At 70.5% G+C, this 26,601-nt stretch carries 19 protein-coding genes and 1 riboswitch; of the genes, 11 read left to right on the plus strand and 8 right to left on the minus strand.

Annotated elements, in window-relative coordinates; translation table 11 throughout:
* Positions 1-39 precede the first annotated feature (39 nt).
* The 3 genes from AC5L38_RS31085 to AC5L38_RS31095 all read right to left on the minus strand — a co-directional run bounded on the left by AC5L38_RS31085 (position 40) and on the right by AC5L38_RS31095 (position 3,070).
* Positions 40-174 (minus strand): hypothetical protein, encoded by a 135-nt coding sequence (locus tag AC5L38_RS31085; RefSeq protein ID WP_389926527.1) that lies wholly within the window; start codon positions 172-174, stop codon positions 40-42.
* A gap of 413 nt (positions 175-587) precedes the next feature.
* Positions 588-1,604, minus strand: coding sequence for a CNNM domain-containing protein (locus AC5L38_RS31090; protein WP_495246358.1), 1,017 nt, complete (start codon positions 1,602-1,604; stop codon positions 588-590).
* The gene (locus AC5L38_RS31095) at positions 1,601-3,070 is read right to left on the minus strand and encodes a hemolysin family protein (RefSeq protein ID WP_495246359.1); all 1,470 of its coding nucleotides are present in this window, start codon (positions 3,068-3,070) and stop codon (positions 1,601-1,603) included. Before AC5L38_RS31095 ends, AC5L38_RS31090 begins: the two co-directional genes overlap by 4 nt.
* Before the next feature lie 349 nt (positions 3,071-3,419).
* On the opposite strand from AC5L38_RS31095, the gene AC5L38_RS31100 reads away from it, so the two are divergent.
* From AC5L38_RS31100 to AC5L38_RS31115, 4 genes are all read left to right on the plus strand, one after another.
* On the plus strand, positions 3,420-4,232 hold the full coding sequence (locus tag AC5L38_RS31100; protein WP_495246360.1) for an ion transporter: 813 nt from the start codon (positions 3,420-3,422) through the stop codon (positions 4,230-4,232).
* 124 nt (positions 4,233-4,356) lie between these two features.
* On the plus strand, positions 4,357-5,307 hold the full coding sequence (locus tag AC5L38_RS31105) for a sporulation protein (protein WP_495246361.1): 951 nt from the start codon (positions 4,357-4,359) through the stop codon (positions 5,305-5,307).
* Positions 5,308-5,569: 262 nt separating this feature from the next.
* Complete coding sequence (locus AC5L38_RS31110) at positions 5,570-6,190, plus strand: L-threonylcarbamoyladenylate synthase (protein WP_495246362.1); 621 nt, start codon at positions 5,570-5,572, stop codon at positions 6,188-6,190.
* A 354-nt stretch (positions 6,191-6,544) separates the two neighbouring features.
* The gene (locus AC5L38_RS31115; RefSeq protein WP_495246363.1) at positions 6,545-7,531 is read left to right on the plus strand and encodes a LacI family DNA-binding transcriptional regulator; all 987 of its coding nucleotides are present in this window, start codon (positions 6,545-6,547) and stop codon (positions 7,529-7,531) included.
* Positions 7,532-7,604: 73 nt separating this feature from the next.
* Here AC5L38_RS31115 and AC5L38_RS31120 read toward each other — a convergent pair whose 3' ends face one another.
* Positions 7,605-8,996, minus strand: coding sequence for an AbfB domain-containing protein (locus tag AC5L38_RS31120; protein WP_495246364.1), 1,392 nt, complete (start codon positions 8,994-8,996; stop codon positions 7,605-7,607).
* A gap of 798 nt (positions 8,997-9,794) precedes the next feature.
* Between AC5L38_RS31120 and AC5L38_RS31125 the strand changes: the two genes are divergently transcribed.
* Positions 9,795-11,246 carry a glycoside hydrolase family 43 protein gene (locus tag AC5L38_RS31125; protein WP_495246365.1) on the plus strand — a complete coding sequence of 484 codons (1,452 nt, stop codon included), beginning with the start codon at positions 9,795-9,797 and terminating at the stop codon, positions 11,244-11,246.
* A gap of 144 nt (positions 11,247-11,390) precedes the next feature.
* Entirely contained in the window at positions 11,391-13,478 is a 2,088-nt protein-coding gene (locus tag AC5L38_RS31130; protein ID WP_495246366.1) for a PQQ-dependent sugar dehydrogenase, read from the plus strand.
* Here the strand turns inward: AC5L38_RS31130 and AC5L38_RS31135 are convergent.
* Positions 13,475-14,647, minus strand: a complete 1,173-nt coding sequence (locus AC5L38_RS31135; protein WP_495246367.1) for a LacI family DNA-binding transcriptional regulator — start codon at positions 14,645-14,647, stop codon at positions 13,475-13,477. The two genes, AC5L38_RS31130 and AC5L38_RS31135, sit on opposite strands and share 4 nt — an antisense overlap.
* Positions 14,648-14,858: 211 nt before the next feature.
* Between AC5L38_RS31135 and AC5L38_RS31140 the strand changes: the two genes are divergently transcribed.
* From AC5L38_RS31140 to AC5L38_RS31150, 3 genes are read left to right on the plus strand one after another with little or no spacing between them, the layout of a single operon-like run.
* Positions 14,859-15,782 carry a carbohydrate ABC transporter permease gene (locus AC5L38_RS31140; RefSeq protein WP_495246368.1) on the plus strand — a complete coding sequence of 308 codons (924 nt, stop codon included), beginning with the start codon at positions 14,859-14,861 and terminating at the stop codon, positions 15,780-15,782.
* Positions 15,779-16,723 (plus strand): carbohydrate ABC transporter permease, encoded by a 945-nt coding sequence (locus AC5L38_RS31145; RefSeq protein ID WP_495246369.1) that lies wholly within the window; start codon positions 15,779-15,781, stop codon positions 16,721-16,723. Before AC5L38_RS31140 ends, AC5L38_RS31145 begins: the two co-directional genes overlap by 4 nt.
* A 49-nt stretch (positions 16,724-16,772) precedes the next feature.
* Positions 16,773-18,119: an ABC transporter substrate-binding protein gene (locus AC5L38_RS31150; RefSeq protein WP_495246370.1), complete on the plus strand. Its 1,347-nt coding sequence runs from the start codon at positions 16,773-16,775 to the stop codon at positions 18,117-18,119.
* Between the two features lie 65 nt (positions 18,120-18,184).
* Here the strand turns inward: AC5L38_RS31150 and AC5L38_RS31155 are convergent, their stop codons facing one another.
* Complete coding sequence (locus AC5L38_RS31155) at positions 18,185-20,242, minus strand: beta-galactosidase (protein ID WP_495246371.1); 2,058 nt, start codon at positions 20,240-20,242, stop codon at positions 18,185-18,187.
* Positions 20,243-20,405: 163 nt separating this feature from the next.
* The gene (locus AC5L38_RS31160; RefSeq protein WP_495246372.1) at positions 20,406-21,278 is read right to left on the minus strand and encodes a bile acid:sodium symporter family protein; all 873 of its coding nucleotides are present in this window, start codon (positions 21,276-21,278) and stop codon (positions 20,406-20,408) included.
* A 309-nt stretch (positions 21,279-21,587) separates the two neighbouring features.
* Positions 21,588-21,763, plus strand: a riboswitch (cobalamin riboswitch).
* Positions 21,764-21,864: 101 nt separating this feature from the next.
* On the opposite strand from AC5L38_RS31160, the gene AC5L38_RS31165 reads away from it, so the two are divergent.
* Entirely contained in the window at positions 21,865-22,194 is a 330-nt protein-coding gene (locus AC5L38_RS31165) for a hypothetical protein (RefSeq protein WP_495246373.1), read from the plus strand.
* A 135-nt stretch (positions 22,195-22,329) separates the two neighbouring features.
* Here the strand turns inward: AC5L38_RS31165 and AC5L38_RS31170 are convergent, their stop codons facing one another.
* Positions 22,330-24,975, minus strand: a complete 2,646-nt coding sequence (locus AC5L38_RS31170; RefSeq protein WP_495246374.1) for a ricin-type beta-trefoil lectin domain protein — start codon at positions 24,973-24,975, stop codon at positions 22,330-22,332.
* Positions 24,976-25,514: 539 nt separating this feature from the next.
* Between AC5L38_RS31170 and AC5L38_RS31175 the strand changes: the two genes are divergently transcribed.
* Positions 25,515-26,561, plus strand: coding sequence for an LLM class flavin-dependent oxidoreductase (locus tag AC5L38_RS31175; protein ID WP_495246375.1), 1,047 nt, complete (start codon positions 25,515-25,517; stop codon positions 26,559-26,561).
* Positions 26,562-26,601: the final 40 nt, after the last annotated feature.

A 26,601-nucleotide genomic window follows, 5' to 3' on the forward strand; every position in this document is an offset into this window, starting at 1 on the left:
GGACGTTCGGTGCGCGAACGGGGGTGTTCGCGGGCCGGGTCAGTCAGGCCCGGCGGTCATCAACAGGGTCACGAAGGCGACCATCGCGAGCAGGAAAGCGATCATGACCGCTGTCAGGGCGAGTTGCACGGCCGCGGTGAGCCTGGCCCACCGGAGGTTCTCGCGCTGGTTCACCAGCACACGCTAACAGCCCGTCGCCCGGCTTCCCAGGGGAGAAACACGGGTTCCCGGGAAAGAGAACCGCGGGCGACGTCGCCCCGGGTTCGCCCGCGTTCCCCCGCGACCGGGACGCGAACGGCAGAGTGGCAGGTGTCGAGTGTGGTCGTGGTCGCGGGGAGGACATCATGACCGGACGTACGGGGGGCGGCTCGGGCCGTTGGGGAAGACGCGCGCCCGCCGTCGTGCTGTGGGCGGCCCTGTGGCTGCTCAACGGCTACGAACTGCTGCTGGCGATCTGAGGGGCCGGTGATCTGGGAGTCTGGTCCTCCTGAGCCGCCGCCGGGAGCGGGTGCGCTCAGCGGCGGCTCAGGAGACCGTCCGGGTCCCGCGCGGCGTCTTCCCGCCGGGGCTTCCCGTCAGACCTTCCGTCAGGCGGGGATGAGCAGCGTGCTCAGCAGGTCGTCCAGGCTGATCAGTCCGGCGAGGGCGCCGTCGGGGGTACGGACGACCGCCAGCTGGCTGTGGGCGGCGCGCAGCGCGGCCACGGCCTCCGACACCGAGGTCGTGGAGGCCAGCTCGGGCAGGCGGTAGGCGAGGTCGCCCGCGCGTGAGCCGGCGCCGCGCCGGCGGGCCAGGTAGGCGTCGCGCACGTGCACGACACCGGCCGGAGCCCCGGACCCGTCCTGGACGATCAGGCGGGTGCGGCCGGTACGGGCACAGGCGTCGATCACCTCCTGGCAGGAGGCGTCCGCCGCGACCGCGACGATGCCGCCGGCGGGGGCGACCAGCGCGGCGATCCCGGCGGCCGGGGCGCGCAGGATCTGGGTGAGCACGGCGTGGTCGGTGGTCTCGATGAGGCCCAGGCGCCGCGACTCCTCCACCAGGCGCTGCAGCTGGGCTGGGGTGCGCGGGTTGGAGATCTCGTCGCGCGGCTGGACCCGCGCCATGCGCAGCAGCAGGTTGCTGACGCCGTTGAGCGCGGTCAGGATCGGTCGTACCGCCACGGTGAAGCCGCGGAACGGCAGCGCCAGGATGGTGGCCGAGCGCTCGGGGTGGGCGATGGCCCACGACTTCGGAGCCATCTCGCCGATGACCATGTGCAGGAACGTCACGACGGCCAGCGCGATCACGAAGGCGACCGCGTGCGCGGCGGCCTCGGGCAGGCCCAGGGTGTGGAACAGCGGGGCCAGGGTGCCCGCGATCAGCGGCTCGGAGACCACGCCGAGACCCAGCGAGCACAACGTGATGCCCAGCTGCGCACCGGCGAGCATCAGTGACAGCTCGCGGATGCCCTTGACCGCCGCGGCGGCGGCGCGGCTGCCGTGCGCGGCGGTCTTCTCCAGCCGGTGCCGTTTCGCGGCGACCAGCGCGAACTCGGAGGCGACGAAGAAGCCGTTGCCGGCCAGCAGGACGACGGTGAGGGTCAGGCCCAGGGGCAGGTTCACCTGTCCTCACTCCCGCCGTCCGGCTCGGAAGCCTGCCCGCCGTCCGGCTCGGAAGCCTGCCCGCCGTCCGGCTCGGAAGCCTGCCCGCCGTCCGGCCCGGGGGCCTGTTCGCGGGACCGCTCGCCGGTCGGGTCGAGGTGGCGCAGGGGATGCAGCCGCACCCGCTCGGGAACGTGCCTGTCCAGGGTCAGTACCTCGATCTCGACGTGGGTGGGCGCGTCATCGGCCATGGAGGGCACCAGCTCGGCGGTGACCACGTCGCCGGGGACGGCGAAACGGCCCAGGCGGTCCAGCACCAGGCCGCCGACGGTGTCGTAGTCGTCCTCGTCGGGAAGCTCCAGCCCGGTCTCCAGGGCGATCTCGTCGATGCGCAGCTCCGCCTCGATCTCCCAGTCGTCGCCGGTGTGGACCACGGCGGGGATGTCGAGGTCGTTCTCGTCGGCGATCTCGCCGACCAGCTCCTCGGCGACGTCCTCCCAGGTGACGAGCCCGCTCAGGCCGCCGTGCTCGTCCAGCACGCAGGCGACCTCCTGCCCGCGCGCGTGCATCTGCGCCACCAGGTCCGGCAGCGAGGTCGAGAACGGCACCACAAGCACCTCGCGGGCGATGTCGGCGACCCGCGTGCCCGCGGCCCGTTCCGGTGACAGGACGGCCAGCTCGCGCAGGCTCACCATGCCGACCAGGTCGTCCACGCCGTCGCCGCCGAGCACCGGGTAGTGGGTATGGCCGTGACGGGCGATGATCTCGTCCAGCTCCGGGACCAGCGCGGAGCCGCTGACGGCGACGACGTTCGCGCGCGCGACCATGACCTCCTCGGCGGTGTGGTCGGAGAAGGCCAGCGCCCGCTCCAGCAGGTCGGCCTGCTCGCCGGGCAGGTGGCCGTGGGCCTCGGACTCGCCGATGATGTGCCCGAGCTCCTCCAGGGTGGCGCCGTGGTGCAGCTCCTCGACCGGCTCGATGCCGACCGCCCGCAGCAACCTGTTGGCCGCCGAGTCGAACAGCTTGATGATCGGCCCGGCGATCGTCAGGTAGACCAGGGTGGAGGAGGCCAGCGCGCGGGCCAGCGGCTCGGGCCTGGCCAGCGCGAGGTTCTTGGGCGCGAGCTCGCCCAGCACCATCTGGACGACCGTGGCGATGACGAACCCGATCACCAGGGCGATGGCGTCGACCGCGCCGCCGCCCAGGCCCGCGGCGCGCAGCGCGGGAGCCACCAGCTCGGCCAGCGCGGGCTTGGCGATGAAGCCGACGACCAGCGCGGTGACGGTGATGCCGAGCTGGGCACCCGAGAGCATGAACGACAGCCGCTCCATGACCTTGACGGCCTTGGCGGCCCTCCTGTCGCCCGCCGCGGCCTGCTGGGACAGGGTCAGCCGGTCGGCGGTGACGTAGGCGAACTCCTGGGCGACGAAGTAGCCGGTCGCCAGGGTCAGCACCAGGACGGCGAGCAGGCCGAGCGCGATGCTCACCGCGAGTCCCCGTCCCGCGGTCGGCGGCTCCCGGCGCGGATCGTGTCATGGCCTGGGTCCGACGACACGGGCACCACCTTGCCCTTCCTGTGGCTCCGGTGAGCCGTCCCGCCGAACCCGGACGCGGTCGGCCCAGGGTGTTGCCGCCACGCTATCGGACCCAGTGGTACAAACCGGTGCCGACAACCCGCCTGCCCACGACGACGTCCCGCCCACCGGCCGAGTGTCGTTTGTGAGGCAGGTCATACCCCGCCCGTCTCGCGAGTCTCTCCCGGAACGTGTTTACGATCATCGTTGTCGCAGTCTTACCACCCCTGTAGGAGCTGACCACGTGCCAGAACGAGAACGGGTGCGTTCTTTCCTCGAGACCCCCTCCTTCCAGCGGTTCATCATCGCCGTCATCGTCTTCAACGCCGTCACGATCGGCTGTGAGACCTCCTCCTACCTCATGGAGCGGATCGGCGGCCTGCTGCACGCCGTCGACCGGATCGTGCTGGGAGTCTTCGTCGTCGAACTCCTCGCCCGCCTTTACGTCTACCGGGGCGCGTTCTTCAGGGATCCGTGGAACTGGTTCGACGCCGTCATCGTGACCGTCGCGCTGCTTCCCGCCTCGGGCCCGGCCTCGGTGCTGCGGGCGCTGCGGATCCTGCGGGCGTTGCGGCTGGTCTCGGCCGTTCCCAGCATGCGCAAGGTCGTCAACGCCCTGCTGGCCGCGATGCCGGGCATGGCCTCCATCATCGGCCTGCTCGTCCTGGTGATGTACATCTCCGCGGTCCTGGCCACCCAGCTGTTCGGCGAGGTCGCCCCCGACTACTTCGACGAGCTGCCCACCTCGCTGTTCAGCCTGTTCCAGATCATGACGGGCGAGTCCTGGCCCGCCATCGCCGAGCAGGTGATGGGAGAGAAGCCCTGGGCGTGGGTCTTCTTCGTCGGCTACATCCTGATGTCCTCCTTCGTGGTGCTCAACCTGTTCATCGCCGTGGTGGTCAACGCGATGGACGACAACAACACCTCCGCCGAGGAGCAGCGGACCGAGAACCAGCTCACCGCCGTGCTGGAGGAGCTCGCCCGGCTGAACGCCAAGATCGAGGCGATGCGGGCACCCCAGGACGGCGAGCACAACGGGCATGACAGCCATACGCCGACAAAGTTGCGCACCTGAGCCCAGCCCCAGGTGAGAGACGTTTTTTACCTGCCGATCCGGTATGGAGCATCGGGAACCCCGGCCGTGCGGTGATCGTTTCTCTCTCGATCACCGCACGACACATGAGGCAGGAGAGAAAATCGTGATCTTCAAACGGATGCTGGGCGCTCTCGGGGTCGGAGCCCCCTCGGTTGACACCGTGCTGGCCGCGCCGCGGGTGCGGCCCGGCGAGTTCCTGCGGGGCGAGGTGCGTGTCAAGGGCGGCGACTTCGACGCCGACATCGAGTACATCGCCCTCGGCCTGGTCACCAGGATGGAGTCCGAGCACGGCGAGGGTGAGCAGACCGGCCTGGTGGAGTTCTTCCGCACGCAGGTCAGCGGGCCCTTCCGGCTGCGCACCGGCGAGGACAAGGTGGTGCCGTTCGAGTTCCCCGTCCCGTGGGAGGCTCCGGTCACCGAGGTGACGGGCCAGCGCCTGCGCGGCATGGTCATGGGCGTGCGCACCGAGCTGGCGATCGCCGCGGCCGTCGACAAGGGCGACATGGACCCGGTCGAGATCGCACCGCTCGCCTCCCAGCAGGCCGTGCTGGACGCCTTCGTGCGGCTCGGCTTCCGCTTCAAGAGCGCCGACCTGGAGTACGGCCACCTCTACGGCGTCAACCAGCAGCTGCCGTTCTACCAGGAGATCGAGTTCTACCCGCCCGCCCAGTACTCCGGGCGGATCAACGAGGTCGAGCTCACCTTCGTCGCCGGTCCCGCGGGCCTGGACGTCATCGCGGAGGCCGACAAGCGCAGCGGCCGCCACGGCTCCGGCACCGACGCCTTCGGCCGCTGGCAGACCAGCCACGACCAGGCCCCGCACCGCGACTGGGTCTCCGAGATCAACACCTGGCTGGCCGCCCTGTCCCAGTACGGCTCCGGCGGCCACGACCCCTACGCCCACCACGGCGGTCACCACGGAGGCCATCACGGTGGTCACCGCGGCCACGGCGGGCCCGGCTGGGGCGGCGTCGCGGCCGGTGTGGCCGGAGGCTTCGTCGCCGCCGAGGTCGTCGACGAGATCTTCGAGGACGAGGGCGAGGACGAGGGGTGAAAGCGGGGTGAGGCCGGGGTGAAAGCGGGGTGAGACCGGCCCGTCGACCTCACCCCGGCCGCGCCGGTGACGGCCCGCCCCGCGTGCGTCGCGGGGCGGGCCGTCTTCGCGAGGAGGGCCGCTGTCGTGGGGCGGGCCGTCGTCATGGGGCCGGGCCGTCGTCGTGGTGGCGCCGAACCCCCGGCACGGTCCGACGAGGGCCCGCCATCCGTCGTGAGGGCCGCGTGTCACGCGGGCCGGTATTCGCTTCTAAGCTCTGGGGATGGCGAAATACCTTGATGTGCATCCGAGCAGTCCCCAGCCCCGGCTCATCAGCCAGGTGGCCGAGATCCTGCGGGCGGACGGGCTGATCGCGTACCCGACGGACTCGGGCTACGCGCTGGGGTGCAGGCTGGGCAACAAGGAGGGCATCGACCGGATCAGGGAGATTCGCGACCTCGGCAGTGACCACCATTTCACCCTGGTCTGCAGTGATTTCGCGCAGTTCGGTCAATTCGTGCATGTGAGCAACGCGCTCTTCCGCTCGCTCAAGGCGGCGACCCCCGGCGGTTACACGTTCATCCTGCCCGCGACCAAGGAGGTGCCGCGGCGGTTGCTGCACCCCCGGAAGAAGACGGTCGGCGTCCGGATCCCCGATCACGTCGTCACGCAGGCGCTGCTGGCCGAGCTCGGCGAGCCGCTGGTGTCGAGCACCCTGCTGCTGCCCGACGAGGCCGAGCCCCTGACGCAGGGCTGGGAGATCAAGGAGAGGCTCGACCACGCGGTGGACGCCGTCATCGACGCGGGCGAGTGCGGCGCCGTCCCGACGACGGTCGTCGACTTCTCGCAGGACGAGCCCGAGATCATCCGCCGAGGCACCGGAGACCCGTCCCTCTTCGAGTAGCCGGAGGTCCACCGGCCGGGTCCGTCGCCCGAGGCGCGCAGGTCGTGCTCGCCGACGGCGGCGGAGCCGGTGACCGTCTCCGGCGCCTTTCGCGGTCCGAGAGGTTTCCGGACTCGCGGTCCCGCCGACGGAGAGGCCGTCCTCATGGCGGTCCGGACTCGCGGCCGGTCCGGACTCACGGCGGTCCGGACTCGCGGCCCCGAGCCGGAGAGGACGTTTTCGTGGCCTGAGCCGGACACGAACGACGCCCGCTGGAGCGGAGCGAGCTCGTAACTCCTGTTAGCGTTATCGCATAGGGGGTGAGCTGCTTTGAAGGCGAAATCGAACGACGGCCCGCCGCGATCCAGACCCGCGGTGCTGGAAGACGTCGCCGCGCTCGCCGGAGTGTCGGCGATGACCGTTTCCCGGGCGCTGAACGCGCCCGAGAGGGTGCACACCGAAACCCGGGCGCGCGTGCTGGCCGCGGTGCAGGAACTCGACTACCGGCCCAACGCCGCCGCCCGGCAGCTCGCCACGGGACGGTCCGGGGTGCTGGGCGTGGTCAGCATCGACACCACCCTGTACGGCCCGGCCTCGACCCTCTACAGCATCGAACGGGCCGCCAGGCTCAACGACTACGCCGTGAGCATCGCGAGCCTGAGCATGCTCAACCGCCGCTCGATCGAGGAGAGCCTCCGCCAGCTGCAGTCGCAGGCGGTGGACGGCGTCATCATCGTCGCGCCGCACGAGTCGGCGGCCGACGGCCTGCGCCACCTGTCGTCGAAGATTCCCGTGGTCGCGGTCGACGCCGGGGTCGGCCTCTCCGTCCCCGTCGTCATGGTCGACCAGCGGGCGGGGGCGACGCGGGCGACCAGGCACCTGCTCAGCCTCGGCCACGAGACGGTGTGGCACGTGGCGGGCCCGGCCAGCTGGATCGACGCCAACGCCCGGGTCGAGGGCTGGCGCGAGGTGCTGGAAGCCGGGCGGCACCGGGTTCCCGAGGTGCTGCGCGGAGACTGGAGCTCGCGCTCCGGCTACCAGCTCGGCCGCCGCCTGGCACAGGATCCCGAGGTCACGGCCATCTTCGTGGGCAACGACCAGATGGCCCTCGGCGTGCTGAGAGCGCTGCGCGAGGCCGGGCGGCGCGTTCCCGAGGACGTCAGCGTGGTGGGCTTCGACGACGTGCCGGAGTCCGCCTACTTCTGGCCCCCGCTCACCACGGTCCGGCAGGATTTCGAGGAGGTCGGCGGCCACGCCTTCCACCTGCTGCTCGACCAGATGGCGGGCAGGCCGAGCCAGACCAGGCGGCTGGTGGAACCCGAGCTCATCGTGCGGGAGAGCACCGGCGCCGCGCCGGGCTGACGCGCCCGACGCGGCTGACGCGGTCGGCGCGGCTGACACGGCCGACGCGCGGCGGGTGGAGCGCCGGAGCGGCTCAGTACGTGACCTGGAAGGTGGCGTCCTGCCTGGCGGTCAGGGCGGAGCCGGAGCCGAGCTGGTCGATGCGCAGCTCGTAGCCGGAGTGCCGGAGATAGCGGTCCGGGAAGTTGTGCGACCGGAACGACGCCCACGCGCCGTCGGCCAGGCCGGCGGTCCGGTGGAACGTGGCGTCGGCCCGGAACGCCGAGGTGTTGTCGTTCGGGTCGAGCCTGACGGCGTAGTTCGAATGCCGCAGATAGCGGCCGGGGAAGTTCACCGACTCGAACGACACCCCGGCCGCGTCGGCCAGGCCGGGCACCAGCCGCCACTGCTGGTCGGCCGTCGGGTCCATCGGGAAGGGGTCGATCCGCGCGATGTTGTTCGCGTGCCGCACGTACCGGCCGGGAAGGTTGTACGACTTGAGCCGGTTCCACTGCGGCGCTCCCCAGCGGCCGACCAGCGCGGCCCGCTCGGCCTCGGTGATCGGGGTGATGGTGGCGTGCTTGGCGTTGATCGGCGCGGTGTAGGCGCGCCGGCCGATCGCCGACCAGGCGTTGCCGTTGACGTTGGCCGACTGCCAGGCGTAGAAGACCGCGTTGGCGGGGGAGTACGAGTCGCCCCACAGCCAGAACGTGTCGCTCGTGTTCGACTTGACCAGGATCGGTGCCTCGATCCCGCCGCCCTGCCGCAGCCCGCCGGTCAGCGTGGTGAAGCTGTTCGGCGCCCCCGTGGTCGACCGGGCCACGTAGAGGTTCTGGTCGTTGAGGTTCTTGTACGTCAGGTAGAAGTTGTTCCCGTCGACGAGCACGTCACCGTCGAGCACGCTGAAGCCCGGGTCGAAGAACACCTGGGGCGTGCCCATGTCGACGAAGTCGCTGGTGTAGTTGACCATGAACACGTCGCGGGTGCCGTTGTTCGCCGAGTAGATGACCGCGTACTGGTTGCGGGACGGCACCCAGAAGGCCTCCGGCGCCCAGGAATGGGTGTTCATGGTGTGCAGGCGCACCCGGCGGTAGTTGGTGAAGCCGGTCAGGTTCGCCGAGTCCCACACGTGGATGTACTGGTTGTTCAGGTCGAACACGCGACCCTTCAGGTCGGTGGCCAGAACCGTGAACGTGCCGTCCCGCTTGCGCAGGATGTAGGGGTCGCGCAGGCCCTGCATGCCGGCGGTGGGCGTGGCGACCGGGTTGTTCTGGTTCAGCGGCGTCCAGTCGAGGCCGTCGGAGCTTACCGCGAGGTGGAGGGCGTAGCTGTCGCCGGACTGGTTCGGCGACTCCTTGAAATAGCCCATCACGTACGCCGAGTACGTCGCGGCCGACGCGGGCCGTTCGGTGGTGAGGGTGACGAGGCAGCTCAGCACGGCCGCCAGCGACGCGACGACCGCGAGAACCGTCCGGCGCCGGGACACAGGCAGGGAGACAGCCGGGGACACGGGCGGGGAGACAGCCGGGGACACGGGCGGGGAGACAGCCGGGGACACAGGCAGGGACACGACAGGCACCCTTCTACGAGGGGAGGGGGGAGGCCCTTCGGGAAGCCGTCCGGGGGAATCCACGGTCAGATGCGGTCGCCGGCGGGGCGAAGTGTTGTTAGCGCTAACATTTTCTGTCGTCAGACCTCGGCAGGTCTTGGACTGTGACCGGATATCCGCATCCCCGATGGGACGGCGGTGATCGGATCGCGTACATGTTTCTGGCGCGTTTCGCAGAGTGTTAACGCTCACAGCAAAGATGTCAACACCCGGGTCACACGGGGAGCCGGGGGCGCGTGCCGCCCACATGTCGATACGGCGTCTCCGACCTGCGCTTTTGAAAGGGCTGCGGCCCCTCACCGGCCGTTCGGCGAGGACCTTTCGCCGGTCATGTGTCAGGAGGGTATTGACCGGCCAGATGTTAGCGATCACACTGATGTGACGCCGATGTAACCTTCGCTCGCCACGGTTACATGCCGTGTATTCCGGCGCTCCGGCGACCACATAAATGTGCGACAGGTGAATCTGTGCGACACAGAGTGTTAACGCTAACATTCGCGGCTCGGTAAGCAGGGCGAAGGGTGACGCATCTGCGCCCCCGGGTGCCCCCGGGTGCCCCCGGGCGCCGCCCCGGCGACGGTGAGCGGCACCGCCGGGGGAGCGCCGCCGGCCGGACGGGGTCCGCCGCGGATGGCACCACCCGCTCCGTCGTGCCCGCCCCCTGAGGAGGAACACATGTCAAGAGCCCTGTCCCGGCTGGGCGCGGTGCTCGCCGCCTGCCTGATGTTCACGTCGTGGTGGCCGGCCGTCCCGGCGAGCGCGTCCGCCCTCGACCCCTTCACCGGGTACCTGATGGCCCACTTCACCGGTGAGACGGCGAGCGGCGAGCAGATCTATCTCGCCCACAGCGACGACGGGCTGCGCTGGAGCGACCTGAACAACGGCGCGGTGGTCCTGCGCTCCACGGTCGGCACGCGAGGGGTCCGCGACCCCGCCCTCGTCCGCTCTCCCGCCGGTGACCGGTACTGGATCGTCGCCACGGACCTGCGCATCGCCGCCGGGACGTCGTGGAGCGACGCCGCGAACCGGGGCAGCACCTCGCTCGTCGTGTGGGAGTCGAGCGACCTGGTGAACTGGTCGGCCCCGTGGCTGATCAACGTCGCGGGCGGCATCTCCGGCGCCGGCAACGCCTGGGCGCCCGAGGCCCTGTACAACCCCGCGACCGGCGACTACGTCCTGTACTGGGCGACGAACTCGCCCCGCAACGGCGTGACCAAGCACCGCATCTGGTACACGCGCACCAGCGACTTCCGCAGCTTCGCCGCACCGCAGCTCTACATCGAGCGCGGCGGCAGCCAGGGCCTCATCGACACGCAGATCGTCGACGTGCCCGGCTCCGTCGGCGGCTACCGCTACTACCGGGCCTCGGCCGACGGCCACATCACGATCGAGGCGAGCAACTCGATCCTGGGATCCTGGACGACGCTGGGGAACCTGTCGCACATGGGGATCTCCAACGGCACGGGCGGCGGCAACGTCGTGGAGGGCCCGATGTGGGCGCAGTTCAACGGCCGCAACGAGTGGGCCCTGTGGCTGGACCAGTACGCCACCGGCCGCGGCTACATGCCCATCACCTCCACCAACCTGGGCAGCACGCGGAACTTCCAGGCGCGCTCCGACTACGGCATGGGCGCCAACCGCAAGCGCCACGGCTCCATCCTCAACCTCACCGCCGCGGAGGAGAACCGGGTCCTCGGCCGCTGGGGTACCACCGTGCCGGTCAACCGCATCCAGTCGTACAACAACCAGACCCGGTACGTGCGGCACGCGGACCTCGACGTGCGCATCGACGCGAACGTCAGCCCCGCCCAGGACGCGCAGTTCCGGCTGGTGCCGGGCCTGGCGAACGGCAACGGCTACGTGTCCTTCGCGTCGGTGAACTACCCCGGCTACTACCTGCGGCACTACGGCTTCGACTTCGTCCTGGCGCAGGACGACGGCACCGCCACCTTCGCGGGGGACGCCACGTTCCGCCAGGTCGCCGGGCTCGCCAGCTCGTCGTGGACGTCCTTCCAGTCCTACAACTATCCCGACCGCCACATCCGGCACTACAACTACCTGCTCCGGCTCGACCCGATCACCGACGCGCAGGGGCGTAGCGATGCCACCTTCCGGGTGACGTCATGATCCCCGGTGACCAGCGGGCGGTTTCCCGCTGATCTTTCAGGACAGAGGGGGGGCAGCACGAAGCTCCCAAAACGGTCGGTATCGCCATAGATGCCGACCGTCACCTCCTCGGAAATCCCGTGGACGTCCCCCCTTGGAGAACCGGTGCGAACATCCCCCTCGATCAACCGCCGGAGGCCGTGGCCGCGTGTGCTGCTGGCCACGCTGGCCGCGGTGGCGACCGCGCTCACCATGACGGTGGCGGGCGCGGCCCCCGCCTCGGCGGCGCCGGCGACCGTGGTCGGCGTGGCCTCCGGCCGCTGCCTCGACGTGGTCGGCAACAGCACGGCGTCCGGAACCGGCGTCAACATCTACGACTGCAACGGGCAGGCCAACCAGTCCTGGAACCTCACCGCGGCCGGTGAGTTCCGGGTGTACGGCGACACGATGTGCCTGGACGTGGTCGGCCAGGACACCACCGCCCCGGCCGCGCTGCAGATCTACACCTGTACCGGCGGCGCCAACCAGCGCTGGAGGATCAACTCCGACGGCACCATCACCGGCGTGCAGTCGGGCCTGTGCCTGGACGTGACCGGCGAGGGCACGGCGAACAGCACCCTGGTGGGGCTGTGGACCTGTACCGGGCGGAACAACCAGAAGTGGACGACGTCCACCGGGAGCGCCGACACCCAGCCCCCGACGGTGCCGGGCGGCCCGAGGGTGAGCAACCTGACGTGCGACTCGGTGACGTTCGCGTGGAACGCCTCGACGGACAACGTGGGGGTGGCCTTCTACGACATCTACCACGACGGCCAGCAGATGAAGACGGTGAGCGGCACCACGCTGTCCACCGGCCTCACCGTGGTCCCCGGGGCGACCTGGGGCCTGTACGTCAACGCGCGCGACGCCGCGGGCAACGTCTCGCAGGCGAGCACCACGGTGACGATCACCCCGCCGCAGTGCCAGGCCGACACCCAGGCGCCGAGCGCCCCGACGCAGCTCACCGCCTCCGCGTCGGGGACCACGGTGACGCTGAGGTGGACCGCCTCGACCGACAACATCGGGGTCCGGGCCTACGACGTCTACCGCGGCGGCGCCAAGGTCGGCGCGGTCAACGGCACCCCGCCGGCCACCACCTTCACCGACAGCGGGCTGGCGGGCAACACGAGCTACCAGTACTACGTGGTGGCCCGTGACGCGCAGGCCAACGTCTCGGGGCGCAGCAACACCGCGACGGCGACCACCGGCGCGGCGTGCGGCAACCCGGTGTGCACGGTGACGCAGGTCGCGACCGACAACGACGTGCCCTGGGGTCTTGTCACGCTTCCCGACGGCACGATCCTCTACAGCCGCCGCGACGCCGACGACATCATCCGCCTCAACCCCTCCACCGGCGCGAAGACGAACGTGGGCACCGTACCGAACGTGGCCGGCACCGACGGCGAGGGCGGCCTCATGGGCCTGGAGATCTCGCCCACCTTCAACAGCGACCGCTGGGTGTACATCATGCACACCTCGCCGACCGACAACCGGGTCGTGCGGATCAAGCTGGAGAACGACAGGCTCACCACCTCCGGCGCCCAGGTCCTGCTCAGCGGGATCCTGCGCAACAAGTACCACGACGGCGGCCGCCTGCGGTTCGGCCCGGACGGCAAGCTGTACGTCGCCACCGGCGACGCGCAGAACGGTGACTACGCCCAGAACACCTCCAACCTGAGCGGCAAGATCCTGCGGATCAACCCGGACGGCAGCGTGCCGTCGGACAACCCGTTCGGCAACCAGGTGTGGAGCTACGGGCACCGCAACCCGCAGGGGCTGGCCTTCGACTCCCAGGGCCGGCTGTGGCAGCAGGAGTTCGGCAACAGCGTGATGGACGAGACCAACCTCATCACCAGGGGCGGCAACTACGGCTGGCCGGCGTGTGAGGGCACCAGCGGCGCCTGCGGCACCGCCGGGTTCATCGCCCCCAAGCGCACCTATTCCACCGCCGCCGGCTCCTGCTCGGGCATCGCCGTCGTGCGTGACGTGGTCTACGTGGCCTGCCTGCGCGGCACCAGGATGTACCGCTCGCCGATCAGCGGCACCGGCCTGCCCAGCATGCAGGAGTACTTCAACGGCACGTACGGCCGGCTGCGCACCGTGGAGCCCGCCCCAGGCGGCGGCCTGTGGCTGACCACCTCCAACACCGGTGACAAGGACAGCACCCCGAACAACAGCAACGAGAGGATCCTGCACGTCACGCTCGGCGGCTAGCCGGGCGGCGCGGGCGGCGAGGACGTCCGGCGGTCCCCGGAAACGGCTCCGGGGCCGCCGGGCGTTCCCGGTCCGCGGTCCGCGCGGGGAGCGGCCGTGCTGTTCCGTACCACCAGGCGGGTCGGGACGAGATCGGCGCCCGGCCGGGAGGTCTGGTTCTCGCGGATCTGGAGCAGGACCCGTTCCACGCACCTCCTGCCCACCTCCGCGAAGTCCTGGTGGACGGTCGTCAGGGGCGGGATGAAGAAGGCGGAGTCGGGGATGTCGTCGAAGCCGACCACGCTGATCTCGTCCGGGACCACCCGGCCGCGCTCGTGCAGGGCGCGCAGCAGCCCGAGGGCCATCTCGTCGTTGGAGACGAACACCGCCGTGCAGCCGGGCTCGTCCGCGAGCGCGAGACCGGCGGCGTAGCCGGATCCGGCCGACCAGTCGCCGTACAGGGGCGCAGGTACCGGGCGCCCGGCCTCCTCCAGCGTGGCGCGCCAGGCCTGGGCGCGGCGCTGGCTGACGTAGGACGTCCGCGGCCCCGTCACGTGCCAGACGGTCCGGTGCCCCAGGTCGAGCAGGTGGTGGACGGCCCGCCGGGCCCCGTCGCCCTGGTCGGTGTCGACGACGCTGTAGCGGTCGCCGGCGTCGGAGTCGACGACGATGGCGATGGGGACTCCGGGGGGCAGGGGCACGGTGGCCGCGTCGAGCAGGTGTGTCTCGGTGATGACGATGAACGCGTCCACGGCCAGCTCGCCGATGCGGGTGAACGCGCCCAGCACGTTGTCCTGGGTCGGCATGTCGACGGGGATCAGCGTGATGGCGTACCCCTCGGTGGCGGCGTGGGTGGCGATCGCCTCCACGGTGCGGCTGTTGCCGGTGGAGGCGAGGCTGAAGAGGATGACGCCGATGGTGTTGAACTGGCCGTAGCGCAGCGCGCGGGCCGCGCTGTTGGGCCGGTAGCCCAGCTCGCGCATCGCCGCGAGCACGTGCTCACGGGTCGAGTCGACCACCCCGGGGTGGCCGTTGGAGACCCGGGACACGGTCTGGGACGAGACGCCCGCCAGCGTGGCGACGTCGGCCATGGAGACGCGCTGCTTGCGGCGCCCGCCGGGGACGCTCGACCCGCCGCGCTGCGCGCCGCCGGGAGGCGTGCCCGGCTGCTGTCGGCCACCGCCGTTCATCGTCTCCGCCCTTCGCGTGTTCTCGGATGGCCGTTGGCGCCGGGGGATACCTTGACGACCTGTGTGACCGGTGTCACGATACCGCACGGACGTTTACGTAATCATTACTAGCAGATTACTACTTATCACCCTGTGTTGGTTTAGGTGGCGAGTTCCTCTGGAGGTGATGTTTACGTAAACATCGCACGGAGCGGTAGGGAGGAGTGAGCCGGTGGTCGCAACACCACAGGTGAGAACGCCGGTCGGCCGGGGCCCGGTGCCCCGGGGGAGACGGTCGTGGGCGGGCTGGCGGTTCGTCGCGCCGTTCATGGCGGTGTTCGCGCTCGTCTTCCTGGCGCCGATCGCGTACTCGATCCATCTGAGCCTGTTCCGCACCCGGCTGGTCGGCGGGACCGCCTTCGTCGGCGCCGACAACTACCTCGCGGCGCTGGGCGACCCGCGCTTCTGGTCCGCGTTCGGCAACGTGACGCTCTTCCTGGTCGTGCAGGTCCCGATCATGCTGTTCCTGTCGCTCCTGGTGGCCCTCGCGATCGACAGCGGCCGGCTGTACGGGACGAGCTTCTTCCGCATCGCGGTGTTCCTTCCCTACGCCGTGCCCGCCGTGGTCGCGACGCTGATGTGGGGCTTCATGTACGGCACCCGCTTCGGCCTCGTCGGCAACCTGAACGAGACGTTCGGGCTGTCGCTGCCGGACCCGTTGTCGGCCGAGCTGATCCTCGCCTCGATCGGCAACATCGTGACGTGGGAGTTCGTCGGCTACAACATGCTGATCCTGTACTCCGCCCTCCGCGTGGTCAATCCGTCCCTGTACGAGGCCGCGGAGATCGACGGGGCCGGCCAGGTCCGGATCATCTACGCGATCAAGCTTCCCGCGCTGCGCGGGGCGCTGCTGATCGCGACGATCTTCTCGATCATCGGTAGTTTCCAGCTCTTCAACGAGCCCAGCATCCTCAAGACCCTGGCGCCGAACGTGATCACGACCTATCTGACGCCGAACCTCTACGCGTACTCGCTGTCCTTCGACGGCCAGCAGTTCAACTACTCGGCGACCGTCGCCATCGTCATGGGCGTGATCACGATGATCATCGCCTACGTCGTCCAGCTCCGCGGCATGAGGAAGGGGGACCGACCATGACCGCCACCCCCACCACCTCCGCCTCTGACAGGAAGCCCCCCGCGCGGGCCTCGTCCGGTCCGCTGGTGATCCGGCGCGGTCGCCGGCACCCGCCCCGGCGGAAGCGGCGCAGCGTCACGCTGACCGTCCTGACGTCGATCATGCTGGTCTACACGCTGCTCCCGCTGGTCTGGCTGTTGATCAACGCCTCCAAGACGCAGGAGGGGCTGTTCGGCTCGTTCGGACTGTGGTTCCACTCCGACTTCGCGCTGTTCCGCAACATCGCCGACACCTTCACCTACGGCGACGGCATCTTCACCCGCTGGCTGCTCAACACCCTGTTCTACGTGGTCGTGGGCGCGGGCGGCGCGACGCTGCTGGCCACGATCGGCGGGTACGGGCTGGCGAAGTTCGACTTCCCCGGCAAGAGGGCCGTGTTCGCCGTGATCATCGGCGCGGTGGCGGTGCCCGGCACCGCGCTGGCCGTCCCGACGTTCCTGATGTTCTCCGGCATGGGCCTGACCAACACCCCGTGGGCGATCATCATCCCGTCGCTGGTCTCGCCGTTCGGCCTCTACCTCATGTGGACCTACGCCGCCGACGCCGTCCCGGACGAGATCCTCGAGTCGGCGCGGGTGGACGGGGCGCGGGAGTTCCAGGCGTTCCTGCGCATCGGCCTGCCGCTGCTGGCGCCCGGGATCGTCACGGTCCTGTTGTTCACGGTCGTCGCGACGTGGAACAACTACTTCCTGCCGTTGATCATGCTGAAGGACCCGGACTGGTATCCGCTCACCCTCGGCCTGAAGGAGTGGAACGCCCAGGCGTCCACCATCGGGGGCGAGGCGATCTTCAACCTCGTGATCACCGGTTCGCTGCTCACCATCGTCCCGCTGATCGCGGCGTTCCTGCTGCTCCAGCGGTACTGGCAGTCGGGTCTCGCCGCCGGAAGCGTCAAGGAGTGACCGAGGCCGGGCCCGACCGTCCCCAGGTACAACCACGAAAGGGACATCCATGACGATAACCCGCCGCCTCGCCCTTCTGCTGGGCGCCGCACTGTCGGTGTCGCTGGTGACCACCGCCTGCGCCCCCTCCGGTGACGGCGGCTCCGGGGCCGCCGCGCCTCCCCAGAGCGCGTCGGCCACGGATCTCCAGGCCGCGCTGGACGCCGGTGGCAGCATCACGGTCTGGGCCTGGGAGCCGACCCTGAAGCAGGTGGTCACCGGCTTCCAGGCCAAGTACCCGAAGGTGAAGGTGAACCTGGTCAACGCGGGCACCGGCAACGACCACTACACCGCCCTGCAGAACGTGATCAAGGCTGGGTCCGGCATACCCGACATCGCGCAGATCGAGTACTTCGCCCTGCCGCAGTTCGTGCTCGCCAAGTCGGTCGCCGACCTGACGGGGTTCGGCGCGGACAAGCTCGAGGGCACCTTCACCCCCGGCCCCTGGAACGCCGTCCGCTCCGGCGGCGGCATCTTCGGCATGCCCATGGACTCCGGGCCGATGGCCCTGTTCTACAACAAGGAGGTCTTCGACAAGCACAAGATCGAGGTCCCGGCCACCTGGGAGGAGTACATCGAGGCGGCCAGGAAGCTGAACGCCGCCGACCCCAAGGCGTACATCACCAGCGACACCGGCGACCCCGGGTTCGTCACCAGCATGATCTGGCAGGCGGGCGGCAAGCCGTACAAGGTCGAGGGCACCACGGTGAGCGTGAACTTCGGCGACGCCGGTACGCGGAAGTTCACCTCGGCCTGGCAGCAACTCGTCAGCGACAAGCTTCTCGCGCCGGTCAACGGGTGGACCGACGCCTGGTACAAGGGCCTGGGCGACGGCACCATCGCCTCGCTCGTGATCGGCGCCTGGATGCCCGCCAACCTGGAGACCGGCGTCAAGGCGGGGTTCGGCAAGTGGCGGGTCGCCCCCATGCCGCAGTGGGAGAGCGGGGGCAAGGCCACCTCCGAGAGCGGCGGCAGCTCGCTGGCCATCCCCGAGGCCAGCCCCAACAAGGCGCTCGCCTACGCCTTCCTGAAGTACGCCGGCGTCGACGAGGGGGTGCAGACCCGGCTGGACGAGGGCGCGTTCCCCGCGACCACCGCCGAGCTGGCCTCCAAGACCTTCCAGGACAAGAAGTTCCCCTACTTCGGCGACCAGCCGGTCAACCAGATCCTCGCGGAGTCGGCGGGCCAGGTCGTCGACGGCTGGTCCTACCTGCCCTACCAGGTCTACGCCAACAGGATCTTCAACGACACCGCGGGCAAGGCCTACATCAGCGGCGTCACCCTGCAGGACGGCCTGAAGGCCTGGCAGGACGCCTCCGTCACCTACGGCAGGGAACAGGGCTTCACCGTCCAGTGACCTCACCGTCCCCCGTCCTGCCGCCGAGCTCGTCGGCGGCAGGACTCCGTACGGGGGTCCGGCCGTCAGGGGACGGGCGGGGTCTCGTGCGGGCGGCGCAGGACGCACACCTGGCGGGGCGCCAGGGTGAGGTCCCCGGCCAGGCACGGCGCCTGGAGGACCTCGCCCGCGACGCCCTCCACGGTGACGCTCTCGTCGGTGCGGTTGACGAGGAACCAGTAGTCGGCGTCGTCGCCGGTGCGGATCGTCAGCTCCACCGCCCCGGCGACGGCGGCCGGGAGCTCGCCGCGCACCCCGGCGGAGGCCAGGAACCGCGAGAGCACCGGGCCCAGGCCCTCGGGGCCGAGCCTGGTCGAGACGTAGGACGCCGAGCCGGTCCCGGCCGGGCGGGTGGTGACGGCGGGCCGGCCCGCGTACGCGCCGGAGGTGTAGCGGGCGACGACCTCGACGTCCGGCCCGGTGACGTCGATCCGGTCGCTCCACAGCGTGCCGGAGACGCCGAGGTCGAGGTCCGCCCGGTCGCCGTCCAGCAGCGGCCCGAACTCCTCGATCCGGATGCCGAGCAGCTCGCGCAGCGCGCCGGGGTAGCCGCCGAGCCACACGTGGTCGTTCTCGTCCACGATGCCGGAGAAGTAGGTGGTGACGAGATGGCCGCCGCCGGTCGCGTACTCGCCCAGGCGGTCGGCGAGCCCTCGCGGGACGACGTGCAGGATCGGCGCGACGAGCAGGTCGTAGTGCGAGAACGCGTCGGCGGCGGTGATGACGTCGACCCGCACCCCGGCCGCCGCGAACGCCGAGTACCAGTCCAGCGCCTCCTGCCGGTAGCGCAGCCGCGAGGTGGGGTGGGAGTCCAGCTCGCTCGCCCACCAGGAGTCCCAGTCGAACACGATCGCGGCGGCGGCGCGGCGGCGGCGCGTCCCCGCGACCGGCGCGAGCCGCTCCAGGGTCGCGCCGAGGTCCGCGACCGCGCGGAAGGTCTCGCTGTCGGTGCCGGCGTGCGGGACCATCGCCGAGTGGTACTTCTCGGCCCCTCCCGCCGACTGCCGCCACTGGAAGAAACACACGGCGTCCGCCCCGTACGCCACGTGGGTCAGCGAGTCGCGGGCCATGGCGCCGGGCTTCTTGGCCAGGTTGACCGGCTGCCAGTTCACCGCGCTCGTGGAGTGCTCCATCAGGAACCAGGGCTCGCCCTCGGCGATCCGGCCGGTCAGGTTGGCCGAGAACGACAGCTCGTCCTGGGCCTGCGGGCCGGTCAGCAGGTAGTGGTCGTTGGAGACGAAGTCGACCTCGCGCGCCCAGTCGGCGTAGTCCATGCCCTTGGTGTTTCCCATGACCATGAAGTTGGTGGTGACCGGGATCCCGGGTGCCAGCTCGGCCAGCACGTCGCGTTCCGCCCGCAGGTGGTCCTTCAGGGCGTCCGAGGAGAACCGCTTGAAGTCGAGCTGCTGGGTGGGGTTGGGGTAGGAGGCGGCCAGGCGCGGCGGCAGGATCTCCGCCCAGTCGCCGTAGTTCTGGGACCAGAACGCCGTCGCCCACGCCCGGTTCAGCTCCTCCGGCGTGCCGTACCGGTCGCGCAGCCAGGCGCGGAACGCCGTGGCGGCGTCCTCGGAGAAGTCGTAGACGTTGTGGCAGCCGAGCTCGTTGGAGACGTGCCACGCGGCCAGGGCCGGATGGCTCCCGTAGCGCGTCGCCATGGCCTCCACCAGGCGCAGGGCGTGCTCGCGGAAGACCGGTGACGTCGGGCGCCAGTGCTGGCGCGCGCCCGGCCACAGCGTGCGGCCCTCGTGGTCGACGGGGAGGATCTCCGGGTGCCTGGCCGCCAGCCACGGCGGCGGGGACGCGGTGGCGGTCGCCAGGTCCACGGCGACGCCGTGCTCATGGAGGAGGTCCATCACCTCGTCCAGCCACTCGAAGGTCCAGCGGTCGGCGGCCGGCTGGAGCCGTGCCCAGGAGAAGATCGCCAGCGAGACGATGTTCACCCCGGCCCGGCGCATCGCCCGGACGTCGTCCCGCCACACCTCCCGGGGCCACTGTTCCGGGTTGTAGTCCGCGCCGAAGGCCAGGCGGCGCCGGGAGGCCTCCGAGGGCCAGCGAAGCCAGCGGGGTCCGTGATCAGCTGTCACTACCACTCCTGCCTGTCATCACAGGGAGATCGTCAGGCTTATGTTCACGTAAACATAGGGTAGTCCAGACGCTTCCCGCCACGGGGGTCGTCGTGAACCGGGCGGCCGTGCCCGGTTCACGACGACCCCCGTCGGCGGATCGGTCATCCGAGGGGTACGGGTCTCACCGGGCCGCGTCGGGGGTGAGCCTCGCCGCACGGGACCTGAGGAGGAACCCGGCCGCGGCGGCGGTGAAGAACATCAGCACGCCGTAGGTGGCGGCGGGCACGGCCATCTGGGTGTTGTTCAGCAGCGTGAGCGCGACCGCGATGGACAGCGTGGCGTTGTGGATGCCGATCTCCATGCAGGAGGCGATTGCCTGGCCGCGCTCGATCCCGGCCAGGCGCGGCACCCAGTAGCCGATGGCCAGGCTGATCACGCTGAACACCAGCGTGATCGCGCCGACCGAGCGGATGTAGCCGCTCAGGTTGTCCAGCTCCTGCAGCAGGGCGCCGAGGATCACCAGGACCAGGATGACGGCGGAGGCGATCTTCACGGGCGTGTTCATCCGGTCGGCGAAGCGCGGCAGCCGCGCCCGGACCGCCATGCCGATCGCGACGGGGACGAGCACGATCGCGACCACCTGGACGGTCTTGTCGAACTGCAGGCCCAGCCCGGCCGAGTCGGCGGCGAAGTAGCCCAGCGACAGGTTGGTGACCAGCGGCAGCGTGACGACGGCCAGCACGGAGTTGATGGCGGTGAGCGTCACGTTGAGCGCGACGTCGCCGCCGAACAGGTGGCTGTAGAGGTTGGCCGTCGTCCCGCCGGGGGAGGCGGCCAGGAGCATCATGCCCACGGCGAGCGCGGGCGGCAGCCCGAAGGCGAGCACCAGGCCGAAGCAGATCGCGGGCAGCACCAGGACCTGGCAGACGAGCGCGACCAGGGTGGCCTTGGGGTAGGCGACGACGCGGCGGAAGTCGGCGATCGTCAGGCTCAGGCCGAGGCCGAACATGATGATCGCGAGGGCGATGGGCAGGAAGACACCGGCAAGGGCCATGGGGGGTGTGTCCTCTTTCCTCGGATGGGGCGGGGGGCGGTGGCGTACGTGAGAGTGCGGGTGGGCGGCGGGTGGGCGGGTCAGGGCGGCGGTGCCCGGTCGTCGCGGACGAACGCGGCACGGCGTCGGTGACGCCGGCGGGAGGCGGAGAGGGCGACGGCACCCGATCCCGCGGCGATGGCACGGACGAGGGCACGGCGCTGCATGGTGGGTCAATGATCACGTACATTTCGCGATCACGCCAGGTAGGGAGCCGGGTCTTCTCCGGCTACCGGGATCGTCGCGACCCCTGCTCCTGCCGCCTGTGGCGGTTGTGCGACCATGGTCGGCGAAGGCGACGGCGGAACGAGGAAGCCGGTGTGAATCCGGCGCGGTCCCGCCACTGTGATCGGCGAGCGAATCCCGACGAGGCCACTGCCCGCGAGGGTGGGAAGGCCGGGAGGAGCATCGACCCGAGAGCCAGGAGACTCACGCTGTCGCCCCTCGGGAAACGGGGCGGATCTCCCCATGAGAGGACGGCGGTCGCCATGCGGTTCGGGCCGGGACCCGACCCGCTGGATCGCCTCGGAAAGGGATTCACACGCGCATGAGCAGGCTCACCGTCTGCCGGGACTGCTGCTGCGGCAGCACCCGCAAGATTTCCTCCCTCGACCACGACGAGCAACTCCGCCGCCTGTCGGAGATCGCCGAGGTACGCGTCAGCGACTGTCTGGACGTGTGCGAGCAGGCCAACGTGGTCGTCGTGCGGCCCTCGCCGGCCGGACGCGCCGCGGGCGGGCGGCCGGTGTGGCTCGGCCTGGTGAACCAGCCCGGCGCCGTCGAGGACATCGCCGCCTGGATCCGGGCCGGGGGCCCCGGCCTCGCGCCGATCCCCGACATCCTCGCCCTTCACGTCTTCACGAAGAGCCGTTCGTAGGGCCCGCCCCCGGTGGCGGACGCCGGTGGGGCGGGAGTCCCCGCCCGTCGGTGTGGGGAACACGTCGGGGCGGGGAGTCCTGAGGGAGAGTGCCTCAGGGGGAGTACGTCACCGCTTCACCGCTGCTTCGCTGCTTCACTGCTTCCGGAACGTCTGTGCCACGCTGCCGTTGCAGTCCCACAGCCGCAGCCTCGCGGCGTTGGCCGTGGAACCGTTCGGTGAGTCGAGGCAGCGGCCGGACTGCGGGTTGAGCAGGGCGCCGTTGGACTGCGGGACCCACTGCTGGGCGCCGCCGCCGTTGCAGTCCCACAGCTGGACCTGCGATCCGTTCGCCGTCGCGTTGCCGGTCACGTCCAGGCACCGGTTCAGCGTGCGCAGCGCCGTGCCGTCCCACGCCCAGTGCTGGTCGACCGCGTGGGGCTGGCAGTCCCACAGCTGCACCGCGGCGCCGTTGCCGCCGGTGTCGTCGGCGGCCACGTCCACGCACTTGCCGCCAGGGCCGTTGACGAACGTGGCCCCGGTGGAGCCCCCGCCCAGCCGGAACACCTGCGCCGCGGCGCCGTTGCAGTCCCACAGCTGGAGCCTGGTCCCGTTGGCCGAGGAGCCGTTCGGTGAGTCGAGGCAGCGGCCGGACTGCGGGTTGAGCAGGGCGCCGTTGGACTGCGGGACCCACTGCTGGGCGCCGCCGCCGTTGCAGTCCCACAGCTGGACCTGCGATCCGTTCGCCGTCGCGTTGCCGGTCACGTCCAGGCACCGGTTCAGCGTGCGCAGGGTGTTGCCGTCCCGGGTCCAGTGCTGGTCGGCGGCCTGGATCTGGCAGTCCCACACCTGCACGGCCGAGCCGTTGCCGCCGGTGTCGTCGGCGGCCACGTCCACGCACTTGTTCCCGGGGGTGCCGATCGGCCGTCCGGGCGGGGGCGCGGAGGTGTTCAGCCGCTTCGACGCCGCGATGATGCCGAGGTTGGCCGCCCGGACCCGGGCGGCGTCGAACTTCACCACCTGCCGGTCATAGGTCCAGAAGCCGTTGACCTCGCCCTCGACGTCGAACGGCTGCGTGTAGACGAGCGCGCTGAGCCCGCGGACGTGCATGAGGTTCGCCGACTGGGTGACGAGGCTCACGTACCGGTCGGTGATCGACTGCGTGTTCGGGTGCATCTCGTACGCGCCGAACTGGCCGTTGGGGCTGTACTCGTGACCGGGGACGCGCACGCCCAGGCCGCCGTACTCGCCGAGCACGGAGGTCCGGGTGCTCGTCGGTGTCGGCGCGTCGGGGCCGACGTAGATGTGCCAGTCCATGATGTCGCCGTTGCCCGGGTCGCCCTTGGAGGCGCAGCAGTTGTAGCCGCTGTGCCCGTTGACGAGCCTGGTCGGGTCCTGGTTCTTCACGTTCTGGATGATCCGGGTGGTGTCGGCCAGGTTCCACTCGCCCCAGCCCTCGTTGAACGGGACGTAGGCGACGGTCGAGGGCGACGAGCGGTGCTCGTCGACGACCTCCCTCAGCTCGCTCTCCCACTGCGCGTGGTGGGTGGCGTTCCCCCCGCCCATGCTCGGCATGTCCTGCCAGACCAGCAGGCCGATGCGGTCGGCGTGGTAGAACCACCGCTGCGGCTCCACCTTGATGTGCTTGCGGACCATGTTGAAGCCGAGGTCCTTGGTCTTCTGCAGGTCGCTCGCGAGCGCGGCGTCGGTCGGCGCCGTGTACAGGCCGTCCGGCCAGAAGCCCTGGTCCAGCACGCCGTTCTGCATCACGAACTGGCCGTTGAGCGTCAGCGCGAGCCGCCCGTTGACCACGGCCTTGCCGACCTCGCGCATCCCGAAGTAGTGGGTCGTCTGGTCGACGGTCGCGTTCGCGTTGTTCCGCAGGGAGATCCGCAGGTTGTACAGGAACGGGTCGTCGGGCGACCAGCGCCGCGCGTTGGGGACGGGGACGCTGAAGTCGGTGAACCCGCCGGTCGCGGTGCCCACGACGGCCGAGCCGTTCAGCGCCTCGGCGTACACAGAGTGCCCCGAGACGTCGCCGCGGGTGAACACGCGCATCCGCAGGGTGTTGTTGGCGAGGTTGGGGTAGAAGTCGACGCTGTGGATCGACGAGGTCGGCGTCGGCTCCAGCCACACCGTCTGCCAGATGCCCGACGACGGCGTGTACATGATGCCGCCGGGGTTTCGGACCTGCTTGCCGCGGGCGGGGTTGGTCCCGCCCGCCCCGGAGTCCGACGGGTCGAAGACCCGCACGATCAGCTCGTTCGTCCCGCCGTTGAGCTGCGGGGTGATGTCGAACTCGAACCGGTCGTAGCCGCCGGTGTGCCCGCCGACCTGCACGCCGTTCACCCACACGGTCGTCTGCCAGTCCACGGCGCCGAAGTGCAGCTGCACCCGGCGGCCGCTCCAGCCGGCCGGAACGGTGAACGTCCGGCGGTAGAACAGGTAGTAGCGGTTGTCGTTCGCCGGCCGCTTGATGCCCGACAGGGCCGACTCCACCGGGAACGGCACGTTGACGCGCTCCGGCAGCGTCTGCCCGAACGCCGGGGCGTCGTTCGTGGTCGACTGCCGAAGCTGCCACTCCCCGTTGAGGTTCAGCCAGTCCGGCCGGGTCATCTGCGGGCGGGGGTACTCGGGCAGCGGCGTGCCGTTCAACGCCTGGCCCGTCCACGGCGTCGTCAGCGGCGACGGCTGGGCCGGGGCCGCGACGGCCTGCGGCGCGCCGACGACGAGCATGGCGAGGCCGACGACACAGGCGACGACGGCGTGCGGCAGCCGTCGCCAAGGGCGTACTCGTTGCATGGGATCTCCTCAGGGGGGTGGGGGTTCGGAGATGCGGGACCTGGTGGCGGAGGATCAGGCTTGGGCTTGGGCTTGGGCTTGGACCTGGGCTCAGGTGAATCGCCACAGGTGGTCGGGGGTGCCGCTGTCGGCGGCGGACATCCGTTCAGCCCGTTGAGCCGCAGGTCGAGCCGGTGCCTGATCCATCCTGCGGGCGTGACGCTGCCGGAGGGCGACCGCTCCGATGGTGTTCCGCGGGAAATCTCGGCGTTCCATGACCACGGCGGTCTCCCTACTGCGTGGTTCCGCGGGCGCCTCGCCACGGGGCGGTGTGGCGAGCGCCCACAAGGGGGGTGATCAAAAGTGAATACTTTGAAACAACTACGTGTCAATATTTGATCGAATACGATCAGCCCAATCCCGGAATCATGGACGCCCGCCGGTGGCGGGCCACCTGTCGAAGGGCCGGGCGGGAGAGGCGTGGTGACGGGGTAGGAGGCGATCGGTCTCTGCGGGGCGGCCCCTGTCACACGCCCGGCGGGTAGGGAATCATGAGCGGGGTGCGGATCGGAATCTTCCTGGTCGCGGCGGGTTTCCCCGGCAGGCCCCCGGGCCAGGTGCTGCGTGACTGCGTAGAGGCGATCGTCGTCGCGGAGGAGGCGGGGTTCGACGACGCGTGGATCGCCGAGCACCACTTCATGTCGTACGGGGTGTGCCCGTCGGCGGCGACGCTGGCGGCGGTGGCCCTGGGGCGTACGCGGGCGATCGGGGTGGGGACGGCGGTGAGCGTGTTGTCCACGGTGCACCCGGTGGCGCTGGCCGAGCAGGCGGCGATGTTGCACCACCTGTCCGGCGGGCGTTTCACGCTGGGGGTCGGCAGGGGCGGGCCCTGGGTGGACCTGGAGGTGTTCGGCACCGGCCTGGCACGCTTCGAGTGCGGCTTCGCCGAGTCGCTCGACCTGCTGTGCCGGGCCCTGGGGGAGCGCACGGTGTCGGCCGAGGGGGAGTTCTTCGCCTTCCGCGAGGTCGCGATGGTACCGGCGGCGCCGATGCGGCCCGTCGTGGCGTGCACCTCACCGGGGACGGCACGGCTGGCGGCCGGGCGGGGGCTGCCGATGCTGCTCGGCATGCACATGGACGACGAGGGCAAGGCCGCGATGCTCGCCGACTACCGGGCTGCCTCGCCGCCGCACCCGCCCGTTCCGGAGACGATCTCACCGGGCGCGGGCGGGCACGTGGCGGCCGTCGTCGGGTACGTGGCCGACTCCACGGCGGGAGCGGTGCGGGAGCTGAGGGCGGCCATGCCACGGTGGCTGGAGCCCGGACTGGCCGGGTACGTGCCGGTGGACGGGCGGCGGCGGCCCGCACGGGACGTGGGGGAGTACGTTGACTTCCTGACCGGTGTCCATCCGGTGGGGGACGCCGACCGCTGCGTGGAGACGATCGGGCGCACCCGGGAGACGACCGGGCTCGAACACCTGATCCTCATGGTCGAGGGTGCGGGCGAGCATGCCCGCACCCTGGAGAACATCCGCCGCCTGGGCGCCGAGGTGCTTCCCCGGCTCAGGGGCCGGCCGGAGGCGCCTCCCGGGCCCGGGGGCCGGTGAGTCGCGAGGTTCCCTCGCCGACCGGGGGTGGTGCGTACCG

The organism is Streptosporangium nanhuense (assembly GCF_059358815.1).